Source organism: Sporomusa intestinalis (assembly GCF_055383785.1).
Genome location: NZ_AP042390.1, coordinates 479425 through 493192, shown reverse-complemented (window position 1 = coordinate 493192; position 13768 = coordinate 479425). Strand labels below are relative to the sequence as shown.

Below are 13768 nucleotides of genomic sequence, written 5' to 3'. Positions count from 1 at the left end.
AGCGGCAATACGCTCCTGAGATAAAATCCCAGGAGCGTATTTTAATTCAGAGCAATATCCAGGCACTCCACAACAGTTTCCACACCGGCCAGCTGGATTGACGGCTTCATCGCCAGCCCCCTGAGATTGCCCCGGGGCAGAATAACGCGGGCAAACCCCATGCGTTCCGCTTCCCGAATCCGCATTTCGATCTGGGTAATAGCGCGCACTTCACCTGCTAAGCCCACTTCGCCGATAACAACCGTGCCACTGTTGGTTTTACAATTCCGGTAGCTTGATACCAAAGCAACAGCCAAAGCCAGGTCCATTGCCGGCTCGTCCACCTTGATACCACCGGCAACCTTAACGAAAACATCACTGCCGCCAATCATAATTCCGACCCGTTTTTCTAAAACAGCCAGGAGGAGCTGAATCCGTTTAATATCGACACTGTCTGAAGTGCGGCGCGGCGGGGCAAATGGCGCTGAGCTGACAAGAGCCTGAATCTCCACTAACAACGGCCTGGTCCCTTCCATAGTTGGAATAACGACACTTCCCGGCACATCCAGCGGCCGTTCGGATAAAAATATTTTAGAAGCATCAGGCACATCAATCAGCCCTTCATTGCGCATCTCAAACAGCCCGATCTCACTGGTACTCCCGAAACGGTTCTTTATGGCCCTTAATACCCGGTATTGGGCATTCCGTTCGCCCTCAAAATAGATAACCGTATCAACAATATGTTCTAAAGCCCGGGGTCCGGCCAGGGTTCCATCCTTGAGGACATGGCCGATCAGAATAACCGCTGTCGACCGGGTCTTGGCCAGCCGCAGCAGCTCCACGGCACATTCCCGCACCTGGCTGATACTGCCCGGGGCACTCTGAATATCGGCCTTAAAAACGGTTTGGATGGAGTCAATGACCAGCAAGGTCGGATTCAGCTTTTCCGCCTGCTGCTTAATTATATCAAGATTGGTTTCACTCAGAATAAACAAATGCTCGGCGATTGCCCCCAGACGGTCAGCCCGCATCTTAACCTGCTTGGGGCTCTCCTCACCGGTAACATACAGCACTTTGCCAAATTGCCTGGCAATATTGGCACATACTTTAAGCGTAAGGCTGGACTTGCCCACACCGGGGTCGCCAACGATAATTGTCAGCGACCCCGGCAGCAGGCCAAAGCCGAGAACCCGGTCAAATTCCGCTGAACCGGTACTAAAACGGGGGGCTTCCTCGATTTCAACCTCACCAATAGGCATGGCCGCCTGCCCGGTTGACAGACCGAGCGACAAGCCGCCCGCCTTGGCAGCCGGCTCCTTGTGCACCGGTTCCTCCACCATCGTGTTCCAGGCCCCACAGCCCTGACAGCGGCCAACCCATTTGGAGGTTTCAAAACCACACTCCTGACAAAAAAAGGCTGTACTTTTTCTTTTGCTCACTTATACCGTCCTATCCCGTAGGCCACCCTACGCCGCTTCTCTTGCCGTAATACGAAACAGCACTCACCGTGAGTGCTGTTCGCTTTTGTTCTTTTCAATTCCTGCTTATCAGGCCTTCTTGGCAAACTTTAATTTGCCGTCTTCATCAGCATCGACCACAACCGTGTCCCCGCCGGCTACCGCTTGCCGGATAATCATCTCCGAAACCTCATCTTCAATCAGCTTTTGAATGGCGCGCCGGAGCGGACGGGCACCAAAGGCATGATCGCGGCCTTCTTTTAGCAGTTCGCTCTTAGCGGCATCAGTCAATTCCATATTAAGGTCGGTATCGGCAAGCCGTTTAGTGACCTCGTGCAGCATAATATCGACAATCTGCTTCAAATCGTCATCTGTCAGACTGCTGAAAACGATAATTTCATCAATCCGGTTTAAAAACTCTGGCCGGAATACCCGTTTAACCTCATCTAAAACCCGGTTTTTGGCTGCTTCGCCCTCATTGGCTTTCGCCCGCTCGTCAGACAGGAAGCCAAGGCCGGCGGCATCCCGCTTGAGATGCTGGGAACCGACATTTGAAGTCATGATAATTACCGTATTCTTAAAATCGACGGTACGGCCCTGGCTGTCGGTCAGCCGGCCATCTTCCAGCACCTGCAGCAGCATATTGAAAACATCATAATGAGCTTTTTCAATTTCGTCCAAAAGTATTACCGAGAATGGTTTGCGCCGCACCGCATCAGTCAGCTGGCCGCCTTCCTCATAGCCGACATAGCCTGGAGGCGCGCCTACCAGACGGGATACGGTGTGTTTTTCCATGTATTCGGACATATCAAGCCGAATCATCGCCGTTTCGTCACCAAACAAAGCTTCTGCTAACGCCCGTGACAATTCTGTTTTACCAACCCCTGTCGGTCCCAGGAACAGGAAAGAGCCAATCGGCCGTTTGGGATCTTTCAGACCGGCCCGGGCGCGGCGCACTGCCCGCGCCACCGCTTGCACGGCCTGGTGCTGGCCGATAACCCGGTTGTGGAGAATATCTTCCATTCTCAGCAGCCTGTCGGACTCTTCCTCAGCCAGCTTTTTAAGGGGAATATGCGTCCAGGTTGACACAACATGAGCAATATCTTCCGCAGTGACAACAATACGCTCACTGCCGCGCTGCTTCCAGGATTTCTGCTTATTGTCGAGTTCTTCGCGGATTTGCTGCTCCAAATCCCTGAGTTTAGCAGCCCGCTCAAACTCCTGGGAGGCAATAGCCGCTTCTTTCTCCGTGCGGGCCTGTTCCAAACGCTGTTCGATCTCCTTAACATCAGGCGGGATGGAAAAAGCCTGCAAACGGACGCGGGAGGCAGCCTCATCCATTAAGTCAATTGCCTTATCCGGCAAAAACCGGTCAGAGATGTAGCGGTGAGACAGTTTTACAGCCGCTTCAATGGCCTCGTCGGTAATCTGGGCGCGGTGAAAGGCCTCATATTTATCGCGGATGCCCCGCAGAATATCGACAGCATCCTCAACGCCGGGCTCACCGACAGTAATGGGCTGAAAGCGCCGCTCAAGGGCCGCATCCTTTTCGATATATTTTTTGTATTCGTTAAGGGTCGTTGCGCCGATTACCTGCAATTCGCCCCGGGCTAAAGACGGTTTTAGAATATTGGCAGCGTCGATGGCCCCTTCGGCCGCGCCAGCCCCAATCAAGGTATGAAGTTCATCAATAAACAGGACCACTTTGCCTGATTCCCGGATCTCGTCCATCACCTTTTTGAGCCGCTCTTCAAACTCGCCGCGATATTTAGTGCCAGCCACCATGGAGGCCATATTGAGGGAAATAACACGTTTGTTCCGGAGAATTTCCGGTACCTGCCCCTCAATAATACGTTTCGCCAGGCCTTCGGCAATAGCAGTTTTGCCAACACCGGGTTCGCCAATCAAAACAGGATTATTTTTTGTCCGTCGCAGCAGAATTTGTATCACCCGCTCAATTTCAGCGGCCCGGCCTATCACCGGATCAATCTTACCCTCCTGCGACATTTTGTTCAAATCACGGCCGAACTCATCCAACAGCGGTGTTGCGCTGCCGGCGGGCCGTTCAGCACCCGGTGCTTTGGGCTGGGGACTTTGTCCTGACATCGAATAGCCGCCCAGCATCTCGATAACCCGCTGGCGCATAAGGTTCACATCTACCCCCATGCCTGACAGCACCTGGGCAGCAATGCCTTCCCCTTCCCGCACCAGTCCGAGGAGAATATGCTCGGTGCCGACATAATTATGCCCCAGGCGCAAGGCCTCTTCCATCGCCAGTTCGATGATTTTTTTGGCCCTGGGGGTATAACCAATATCGCTGCTTTGATCCTGCCCCTGGCCGAGCATGCTTTCGATCTGGGCCCGAACAGAATCCACGTCCAAATTCAGTGAAGCAAGCGCCCTGGCGGCAATGCCCTCCCCTTCCCGGAATAGCCCTAACAGCAGATGTTCTGTGCCAATGTAGCCATGGCCGTAACGGGCAGCCTCCTGCTGCGCCAGAATTAATACCTTCCGTGCCCGGTCAGTAAAACGATTAAACATAATTACAACCCCCCTTTAAGTTTGCTGCGAATTAACTTAGCACGCAGCGCATTGCGCTCAGATTGATGTAAAGCTGTCTCACCTGCTAAATTTTGTAAAAAATTCGGCCGGGTTGTTACTAAAAGCTCGTTAAACACCTCTGGCGGCGCTTCATCAATTACACCCAGATCAATCCCCAGTCGAACCTCGCTTAACAGTGCCAGCGCCTCCTGGGAGGAAATACGCTGAGCATAGCGGAGTACTCCGTACGCCCGCCATACCCGGTCTGCCAACACCTCGCGGGAATCACTGTCGAGCAGGCTTCTGGCCGTGCGCTCTTTGTCAACCACTTGTTTGACCACACCGCTTAGATTATTAATGATGTCCTGCTCGCTCCGACCCAGAGTAATCTGGTTGGAAATTTGAAAAATGTTGCCGGCGGCTTCCGTGCCTTCACCATATAAACCGCGCACCGCCAATCCCAGCTGGGTGGCGACGGCCATAATTCTTCCCACTTGCTTAGTAAGCGCCAAAGCCGGCAAATGCACCATTACTGATGCTCTCAGACCGGTTCCCATATTGGTCGGGCAGGCCGTCAGGTAACCGAGATGTTCCATAAACGCTACATCATGGCTGGCCTCGATCACATCATCGACAGCATTCGCTTTATTAAACGCATCCATCAGATTAAGACCGGACTCCAAACACTGCAGGCGCAGATGGTCCTCCTCATTAACCATAATACTTACCCCGGCATCATCGCGTACAATCAGGGCCCGGTTCTCGGGTTCAGCGGCATGGGCAGGGCTGATCACATGTTTTTCCACAAGTACATATCTGTCTAACGGCGCTAAACCCTCTAGTTCAACAAATGCATATTCATGTCCGTCCTCAGCCATAAGTGCTGTTGGAACTTCTTTGAACTCAGCCATGATCTCGCCCAGCTTGTCAGTTGTGGCCCGCCCTGGGAAAGGCTGGCACCGCAGATTTCGGGCCAGGCGAACCCTGCTGGTCAGGACAATATCGCCTTCCGGACCGCTGCCGCTTAGCCACGGTGTCAATGGCTGCTTTAGCAGGTTAGTCAATAGGTTTGCCATCTGCGATCCCTCCTCCGCCGGCCTCAGGTTCGGCAAGCTGTTTTTCCAGCGCTCTGATTTCATCCCTGAGTTTAGCGGCAAGTTCATATTCTTCGCGATTCACATGTTGTTCCAGCTCATGGCGCAACCGTCTGATACGCTGCGCCACGCCAAAACGGATACCGCCGCGTTTAGGCGTTTTACCGGCATGGGCAGCAGTGCCGTGAATACGTTTAAATAGCGGTTCCAGCTGGCCGCTAAAAGCCTGATAGCAGCCACTGCAGCCAAATTTGCCGCTACGGGTGAATTCGCTGTAGCTCAGGCCGCAGTCGGCACAAACAGGTTCAAGTGCCGGGCGGGTTGTATCCGGCAGGGTATAATTAAACATTTCTTTTAAGAAATCATGGACAGAAAACTTATTGCCAAACAAATTGTTGATCCCTTTGCCTTTAATTTCACCTGATTTATGTGCACACTGTTCACATAAATGTTTTTCCACCTTCTGCTGATTTATAATTTTTGTAATGTGCACACAGGCTGGAACTTTTTGGCACTCATCACATAACATGTTATTGGCCTCCGTACTCATTATTCATTTTGTGTTGCCAGGGTCAGTAACAGTGACTTCAGCAACGGTATACGTTCCTGGGGGTCAAGCCGATCATACAGGATCGAAAAGCATTTATAGATAAGCGCGGCCTCACGGCCTGTCATAAGATTATGACTGCGCAGGTGAGTGACAATCGCTTTTAAATCAGCCAGGCTCATGCTGTCCTGCATTTGATTGGCAGCATCCTGATAGACAAGTGTTTGTACCGGGATACGGGCAATCCGGACAAAACCCCCGGAACCGCGCCGGGATTCAACAATAAACCCGCGCTCAATCGTAAAGCGGGTACTAAGCACATAGCTGATTTGGGAGGGCGCACAGTCAAGTTCTTCCGCCATTTCATTACGGCGCAGGACAATGATATCATCTTGCTCCTGTGACATCTCACGCAAAATCCACTGCTCAATGATATCAGCCAGATTGTTCAAGTCCCTCACCTCCTCTTTGACTTTAATTGATCTTTTGACTTTATTGTATTTTAAACTGCTGTTAATTGCAATAGACGCGGTATGGCAAAATCCGCCTTTTGCAGCAAATTAAGAATAATTATCGCTAAATATCTCAAGTTTAATAAATATTACTCGAAATTACTGGTGCCTTACCCATATTAGATGTTATTTTTAGGACGAGACCAAATGGTACAGGGCAAGGAAGCACTGACGCGCATACTGGCAAGGGTCTGCTAGAAGGGGCTGACGCCGCCATTTGCCATGTTGGCCGTCAGCAACATAAAATATAATGTGGTCAAGTCAGTGGCTATTCGACAACCTGAAGCACTAAAAATTTCAGGTAATTGGTTTCCGGTGCAGCCGGCAAAACCGGATGATCTTTGGCCTGGGTCCTGTATTCTACTTCCCGGATTACCCGTCTGGCGTCCCGGGCAGCATCAACAACAATTGCTTTGAAAAGGTCGCGGTCAATATGATAGGAGCAGGAGCAGGTGACCAGGAACCCACCTGGTCGGGTTAGCTTTAAGCCACGCAGGTTTATTTCCTTATAGCCCCGCGCCGCCCCCTCAATACTGTTGCGACTTTTCGTAAAGGCCGGCGGATCGAGAATAACCACATCAAATTGCCGGTGTTCGTCGGTTAACGAGCGTAATGCGTCAAAAGCGTTGGCCACCTCAAAATTGCACCGCTCACTGACCCCATTGAGCACGGCATTTTCCTTAGCCAATTCGATAGCTTCTTCGGAAATATCAATGGAATGCAGGCTCCGGGCCCCATACAGCGCACTATGTACGGCAAACGAACCGGTATGGCAAAAACAATCCAATACCTCGGCATCTTTCACGATGTGCTGTAAAAACCGGCGGTTTTCCCGCTGATCATAGAAAAAACCGGTTTTTTGGCCTTTATCCACATCGGCATAAAAGGGAATGCCGTTTTCATTAACGATAATCCGGGTTGGAAAATTACCTTTTATATAGCCTTTGCGCATATCCAACCCTTCCAGTTTGCGTACAGGCACATCATTGCGTTCGTAAATACCTGCCGGTGAAAACAGTTCTTCCAGCACAGATACAATTGCCTCTTTGTGCATATCGATTCCCAGCGCCAGAGTCTGGATAACTATATATTTCCCAAATTTATCAACAATTAACGCCGGCAGAAAATCCGCTTCCCCATATACCAACCGGCAGTATTCCGGTTCAGACAAAAAAGTCTGCCGGTACCGCCAGGCAGTCTCAATACGGCGTTTAAAAAAATCTCTATTGATAGGTTCCTGCTGCCGCGTCAAAATTCGAATAATAATCTGCGAACGGGGATTGATATATCCTCTCCCGACAAACCGCTGACGAGCATTGTAGACATCAACGATATCACCGGGATCAAACTCACCCTCAAAATAATCAATTTCACTCTGAAATATCCAGGGATGACCATTCTCAACCCGGTGTTGAGCACCTTTACGCAAAAATGCTTTTGTTTTAATTTCCATAACTATGCCTCATTTCTTCATACGTTTTCGGTTTTTCCACCATTCACCAACCATATACATGGCTGCTGCCGACATTAAAACGGCATTAACAAGCCCGTATTCCCGGAACCAATGATTATGTTCCCAATAGGATACCGGGCTTTCCACAGTAGAATAGGCTAACGGATACAGATAAAAATTGGAAAATGCACCATGAGTTAAAGCATCCAGCAGCAGGTGCGTTCCCCAGCCGATAATAAATGCCTGGACTCTTCTGAACCCTGGCCAAAAGCTAATAAGCAGAACACTAAACCAAATTGGCACCGAATGGCCTATTAAATCACTTTTTACAACCCAGGGGAAAAGCGGCACAAGGCTCATAAGCACCCGGGGACTCAGACTGCCTAGCTCAGGCCAGGATATATAGCCTTTTAACAATAACATACAAAGAAGTGCCACGTAAATATAATCTGGCAACATGGCACCAAACACGAATTGCCACACCCGCGGGTGATGCCTTGTAAAAAAATAAATCCAGAAACCATGATGGAAAGTGTGCATTCTACCGCCTACCCGCATTCATATTGTAGTCATAGTTTGCACCACCGCAGCAACAGTATGTAGAAAGGCAGCGCCTGACAGCACTGCCTGATCTTCTAAAGCCTTGCCAAAATTTTATTAGCAAATTCCCGGCCAAACACAAAGCACTTATGCAGTTCCTCCTCATCAGGAACCCATTTTAGGGCTATGCCGGGTTGCTCCACGGCTATGCCTGCCCCTTTCAGCATTTCCTCAATCGCATTCTGGGCGCCGCCGCCCCAACCGTAAGCACCAAAGCCGGCGCCGATTTTTCCGGCCGGCCTGAGTCCTTTTATATACGTCATTAATGCCCCTATATTGGGCAGCATACCATTGTTCAGAGTGGAAGACCCTATTAAAATTCCGCCTGCTTCCAGCATATCCCTGATAACCTCACTCCGGTCGGCTGTTGACATTTTGTATAATTTGCCGGCAGCACCGGCAGCGGCCACACCCTCAAGAATCTGCCTGGCCATTCGTTCTGTGCTGCCCCACATGCTGTCATAGGCAATAATTACCTTCCCTGTAGTCTTACCTCGTCCCCAGTCCTGATATTTGGCAACAATATCAGGTATATGCTTCCGCCATACTACCCCATGGCTGGGAGCTATAATCTGAATGGGCAGTTCTTTCAGCTTATCAACAGCCTTTACCACCATTTTACCAAATGGCAGCAGAATATTGGCATAGTACTTTTCGGCCTCAAACAAGACCTGTGGAAGGTCGTTTTCATCATCAAAACGCTTCGTAGTTGAAATATGCTGCCCGAAGGCATCATTAGAGAACAATACTTGCTCACCAGTCAGATAACTGATCATGGAATCGGGCCAGTGCAGCATGGGGACAGGCACGAACTGCAGTTTGTTACGGCCAAGATCAAGCACATCCCCTTCTTTTACAACCTGAAAATCATAATTTTGCTGGTAATGCTTTATAATACCAGTACGGCCATGTTCAGTTAATAAAACTTTAGCCTGCGGTGCTCTTGCCATCACTGCCGGTAAAGCACTGGAATGGTCTGGTTCAATATGGTTGGTAATGATATAATCAATTTTAGCAGGATCAATAATCTGACTAATCCGGTCCAATAGTTCCGCAGCAAAAGGGGCCTTGACAGTATCAATCAGGCATACCTTCTCATCAACAATAAGATAGGAATTGTAGGTTACACCCCGGGGGGTTGTGTACCCGTGAAAATCACGGAGATTCCAGTCAACCGCGCCGACATAATACACACTCTCAGATATTTTGACATTATTCATTGCCCTTCACTCCTCCTATGTAAATTTCAGCTTAACAATTTGGGCGCCGCACCTAATACCTGGCTGGCTTCATTTATAAGGTCCCTGACAATAACCGCTGCCGGCTCAATCTGTTTAAGCGGCAGTAAGCTTTGCCCGGCAAGCACTGCACCATTGTCAATATCACCTTCAATAGCAGCCAGCCGGTTGGTTCCGGTAGCCAGTTTATCCAGTTCAGCCTGGAGTGCACCGCTTCTTTCCATAGCCGAATATTTTTCCGTAAATGAATTTCTAATGCCCCGCACACCATGGCCGGACATTAAACCGGTTACAACACTATCGGTATCGGCAGCAGTAAGCAGCCTTTGTTTAACATTAGGATGAACACTGCATTCCTCAGCAATTAGAAATCTTGTTCCGATCTGCACTCCCGCTGCTCCCATCACCAGGGCTGCGGCCAGACCGCGGCCGTCAGCAAAGCCACCGGCAGCGATGACCGGAATGCTGATAAAAGGAATGACCTGCGTCATCAGTGCCATAGTGGTTAGAACACCAATATGGCCCCCAGCCTCCATGCCTTCAATCACAATGGCATCGGCGCCACTGGCTTCGACACGCTGGGCCAGCTTAACATTGGGGACAACCGGGATTTTCTTGACACCGGCCTTGGTAAGCCTTTCAAAATAAGGCACAGGGTTGCCGGCTCCCAAGGTTACAAAAGCCGGCTTTTCTTCACAAACAACTTGGATGACTTCCTCTTTATCCGGGGCCATAAGCTGGACATTAACACCAAAAGGCTTGTCTGTTAATTGCCTGGCCAGGCGAATCTGCTCCCGGACATACGCAGCGTCCCGGCCGCCGGCGGCAATGATACCGGCCCCTCCGGCCGTGGAAACCGCGGCGGCCAGCCTGGCATCGGAAATCCAAGCCATCCCGCCCTGCAGAATCGGGTACGCTATATTAAGAAGTTGTGTCAATTTAGTCTGCATGTTAACCCTCCCTGTTAGTCCAATTTATCATCTAAAATAGTTTCTTCACTGTGAAGCCAATTAATTCCTGCTATTGTTTTTTTCAGTCAGTAATTTAATGGTAGCAAAATATTAATTTTTATTCTCTGACTTAGATGAAATAACTCTTTACAATACTGCTCACTCTAACCTATAATGAAAAATTGTATAAATCAAATTATTCCCACGTAATTCAATATTGTTTTCTGCTAATCGGTTTTTTTCAGCAATTTAATCCGTATTTGGCATTTTTCCTTAGTTAACCGCATAATTCGATATAAAGGGGCGAAAAATTGTGAAATTACTCGGAAAACATTTAGCTGTCGATATGTATGGCTGCAGCTACGAAAACCTAAATAATCTTGAATTGGTTAAAAATGCAATACTGGCAGCATTAGCACAAACCAATATGACCCTGCTGAATTTATCCTGCCAGAAATTTGAGCCACAGGGCCTGACCGTGCTGGCCCTGTTAACGAAAAGCCATATTAGTATTCATACCTATCCTGATCTTGGTTACGCAGCTGTTGACGTCTTTATTTGCGGAGATCAAACCCGTTCTGATAAAGCACTTGCCGTCTTAAAAAGATTCTTAAAACCTGAAAAAACCAAAACAACCCACATCATGCGCGGCGACTTTGGTTCACAAAAGGATATGAAACCCCGCATCCGGGTCAGCATTGCCCCTTTGCGGCGTGTCCGCAATACCAGTGCCAAGGTTTGGCGCTTTCTGCGAAATAAATAGAAAAAAACAGTCAGCGCTGCTGACTGTTTTTTAACCCCATCAGAATTTATAAAATTTCAAGATCATGATCTAAGGGATAAGAAAAATCTATACCCTCAAGGGCACAGGTGGCTTCTGCCGGCGTCCTAGCCCAAGCCAAGTTTTTCTAATAAATTAGAAAATTTTAGGATAAACTATTGACAAACCCAGTAAGTTAGATAATAATATTCCATAGATAATAATAACAAATTAAAACAAGGGGGCCTTTCACATGAGTAATACTGACAAAAATTTAGCCGAAGCTTTTGCCGGAGAATCGCAAGCTAACCGTAAATACCTGGCTTTTGCCAAACAAGCTGATCTTGAGGGTCATAAACAGGCGGCAAAACTTTTCCGGGCGGCGGCAGAGGCCGAAACGATTCATGCCCACACCCATTTAAAAACATTAGGCGGAATTAAATCCACAGCGGAAAACCTTAAGACAGCTGTCGCCGGCGAGACTTATGAATTTGAATCTATGTATCCCGATTTCATTAAAGAAGCTAAGGAAGAAAACCATACTGCTGCTTTACGTACTTTTAATCTGGCCAATGAAGCGGAGAAAGTACATGCCGTCCTCTATCAAAAAGCGCTTGACAACCTCGGGCAAGAGGAATCCTACGAATATTATCTATGTAGCGTATGTGGTCATATTGCCGAAAGGGAAGCCCCTGATAAATGTCCTATCTGTGGTGCCAAAGCCCAAGCTTACAGGAGCGTGGGCTAAGCACTCAAAAGAAACCTGGCCTTTATGGTCAGGTTTTTTGCATTAAAGGAAAGTAGTCCCTTTACCGTCTGCATATAACCTCAGTCCGCTGCCATTGGAACCTGTTTCGCCACATAGAAAAACAAAGCACTCACAAAGTGAGTGCTTTCAGCCTGTAGACAAAAGCAGAATCACTCCCAACATTATGGTAAAATGAAGAAGGGAGTGATTTTATTATGTATGTAAAAAAGAATCGAGACAGCCAAAGGCAAATCAAGTTTGTATGTTTGGAAGATTTAGTGCCCGAGCAGCATATGTTACGGGATATAGATAGAGCCATTGATTTTAGTTTTATCTACGAAGAAGTAAAAGGATTATATAGCGAGATAGAGTGGGGAAAACCGGGAATCGACCCGGTAAGCCTGTTTAAAATAGTATTTATACAACACCTGTTTGGAATCCGAAGTATGCGTCAGACGATCAAAGAAATAGAAGTGAATATGGCCTATCGGTGGTTTATCGGCTACGATATGACAGAACCGATCCCCCACTTCTCGACCTTTGGCAAGAACTATACGAGACGATTTAAAGATACGGATGTGTTTGAGCGGATATTTGCCCGTATCTTACAAGAAGCCGTTGATAGTGGTTTTGTCGATGCGAGTGCCGTGTTTATGGATGCAACGCATATCAAAGCCAGTGCAAACAAAAAGAAAGCCCGGAATGAAATGGTAGAAAACCAGGCCAAGCAGTATCAGCAGCAATTAGAGGAAGAAATCAACAAAGACCGGCAAAATCATGGGAAAAAGCCCCTGAAAAAGGATGACGATGAGCCTCCGGAAATGAAAGCAAGCAAGCAAAGCTGCACCGATCCGGAAAGTGGGCTATTCCACAAAGGAGAGCATGACAAGTGCTTTGCCTATGTGACTAACACAGCCTGTGACCGGCATAACTTCATTCTGGACTTTGAGGTTGGGGCCGGAAATAGTCACGACAGCACCCTGTTTGATAGAGTGTATGACAAGCTAATCGGTCAATTTCCAGAGATCAAAGTAGTGGCTGTAGATGCAGGATATAAAACGCCGTGGATCATGAAGCAGGTAATAGATAGTGAAAGGATTCCGGCCGTGCCGTATAAGCGGCCAATGACGAAAGAAGGATTCTTTAAGAAATACGAATATGTGTATGATGAATATTATGATTGCATAGTGTGTCCTGGCAATCAGGTACTGTCATACAGTACAACGAACCGGGAGGGATACCAGGAATTTAAAAGTGATCCCAAGTACTGTAAAGACTGTCGGTATTTATCGCAATGTACCCAAAGCCAGTTACACCAAAAACTCGTCACACGTCATGTATGGGAGAACTACATAGAAATAGCCGAAGACTATCGGCATATGCCAGTCTATCGAGATATCTATAAACTGAGAAGTCAAACGATTGAGCGGGTATTTGCGGATGCAAAGGAAAAACATGCAATGAGATATACACAATTGCGGGGTCTGCAAAAAGTAAAGATGCAGGTAACCCTTATTTTTGCCTGCATGAATTTAAAGAAGCTAGCCACCTGGAAACGGAGAACGGGGCTATTAGCTCCTTTGTTTGCCGATTTTTGGCTCGGAAAACTTGCTTTTTTATCTCCTTGTTTCCACTCATTGACAAAAGGCACCTTACGCTTTGCGTAAAGTGCCTTTTTGTCTACGGTCTGAAAGCACTCACAAAGTGAGTGCTTTGTTCTAACCAGCAACTTCCTAATCTCCCGGGCCGTTTCCAACCAAGTACCTTCGGCGTTTGTGGGCTTAACTTCTGTGTTCGGTATGGGAACAGGTGGAACCCCACAGCTATCGTCACTGGATTTTAGGTGAACATCTCGTTAGAGTATGTTCCCTGAAAACTTCACAGAAGAA

The 13768-nt window shown here is 48.2% G+C and carries 12 protein-coding genes and 1 rRNA gene; 3 read left to right on the top strand and 10 right to left on the bottom strand.

Features of this window, described 5'->3' with window-relative positions; genetic code table 11:
* Nucleotides 1–41: 41 nt before the first annotated feature.
* From radA to ACZ481_RS02240, 9 genes are all read right to left on the bottom strand, one after another.
* A complete protein-coding gene (gene radA / locus ACZ481_RS02280) occupies nucleotides 42–1418 on the bottom strand; it encodes a DNA repair protein RadA (RefSeq protein WP_464768576.1) in 1377 nt (458 codons plus the stop codon).
* A gap of 108 nt (nucleotides 1419–1526) precedes the next feature.
* Complete coding sequence (locus ACZ481_RS02275) at nucleotides 1527–3977, bottom strand: ATP-dependent Clp protease ATP-binding subunit (RefSeq protein ID WP_464768575.1); 2451 nt, start codon at nucleotides 3975–3977, stop codon at nucleotides 1527–1529.
* Between the two features lie 2 nt (nucleotides 3978–3979).
* The gene (locus ACZ481_RS02270; RefSeq protein ID WP_464768574.1) at nucleotides 3980–5053 is read right to left on the bottom strand and encodes a protein arginine kinase; all 1074 of its coding nucleotides are present in this window, start codon (nucleotides 5051–5053) and stop codon (nucleotides 3980–3982) included.
* Nucleotides 5034–5564, bottom strand: a complete 531-nt coding sequence (locus ACZ481_RS02265) for a UvrB/UvrC motif-containing protein (protein WP_464768573.1) — start codon at nucleotides 5562–5564, stop codon at nucleotides 5034–5036. The genes ACZ481_RS02270 and ACZ481_RS02265 overlap by 20 nt, the downstream gene beginning before the upstream one ends.
* 56 nt (nucleotides 5565–5620) lie before the next feature.
* Nucleotides 5621–6079: a CtsR family transcriptional regulator gene (locus ACZ481_RS02260; protein WP_464768572.1), complete on the bottom strand. Its 459-nt coding sequence runs from the start codon at nucleotides 6077–6079 to the stop codon at nucleotides 5621–5623.
* A gap of 319 nt (nucleotides 6080–6398) precedes the next feature.
* On the bottom strand, nucleotides 6399–7583 hold the full coding sequence (locus ACZ481_RS02255; protein ID WP_464768571.1) for a class I SAM-dependent rRNA methyltransferase: 1185 nt from the start codon (nucleotides 7581–7583) through the stop codon (nucleotides 6399–6401).
* Nucleotides 7584–7592: 9 nt separating this feature from the next.
* Nucleotides 7593–8006 (bottom strand): hypothetical protein, encoded by a 414-nt coding sequence (locus ACZ481_RS02250; RefSeq protein ID WP_464768570.1) that lies wholly within the window; start codon nucleotides 8004–8006, stop codon nucleotides 7593–7595.
* A gap of 212 nt (nucleotides 8007–8218) precedes the next feature.
* Nucleotides 8219–9403 carry an FprA family A-type flavoprotein gene (locus tag ACZ481_RS02245; RefSeq protein WP_464768569.1) on the bottom strand — a complete coding sequence of 395 codons (1185 nt, stop codon included), beginning with the start codon at nucleotides 9401–9403 and terminating at the stop codon, nucleotides 8219–8221.
* 26 nt (nucleotides 9404–9429) lie between these two features.
* Entirely contained in the window at nucleotides 9430–10371 is a 942-nt protein-coding gene (locus ACZ481_RS02240; RefSeq protein ID WP_464768568.1) for a nitronate monooxygenase, read from the bottom strand.
* Between the two features lie 313 nt (nucleotides 10372–10684).
* Here ACZ481_RS02240 and speD point away from each other — a divergent pair, with 313 nt between their 5' ends.
* The 3 genes from speD (at nucleotide 10685) to ACZ481_RS02225 (ending at nucleotide 13546) form a co-directional block, all read left to right on the top strand.
* Entirely contained in the window at nucleotides 10685–11134 is a 450-nt protein-coding gene (gene speD, locus ACZ481_RS02235) for an adenosylmethionine decarboxylase (protein ID WP_464768567.1), read from the top strand.
* 250 nt (nucleotides 11135–11384) lie between these two features.
* Nucleotides 11385–11879 carry a rubrerythrin family protein gene (locus tag ACZ481_RS02230; protein ID WP_464768566.1) on the top strand — a complete coding sequence of 165 codons (495 nt, stop codon included), beginning with the start codon at nucleotides 11385–11387 and terminating at the stop codon, nucleotides 11877–11879.
* A 215-nt stretch (nucleotides 11880–12094) separates the two neighbouring features.
* Nucleotides 12095–13546, top strand: coding sequence for an IS1182 family transposase (locus ACZ481_RS02225; RefSeq protein WP_464766731.1), 1452 nt, complete (start codon nucleotides 12095–12097; stop codon nucleotides 13544–13546).
* Between the two features lie 53 nt (nucleotides 13547–13599).
* On the opposite strand, the gene rrf is transcribed toward ACZ481_RS02225, so the two are convergent.
* Nucleotides 13600–13716: ribosomal RNA gene (rrf, locus tag ACZ481_RS02220) — 5S ribosomal RNA — on the bottom strand.
* Between the last annotated feature and the right edge of the window lie 52 nt (nucleotides 13717–13768).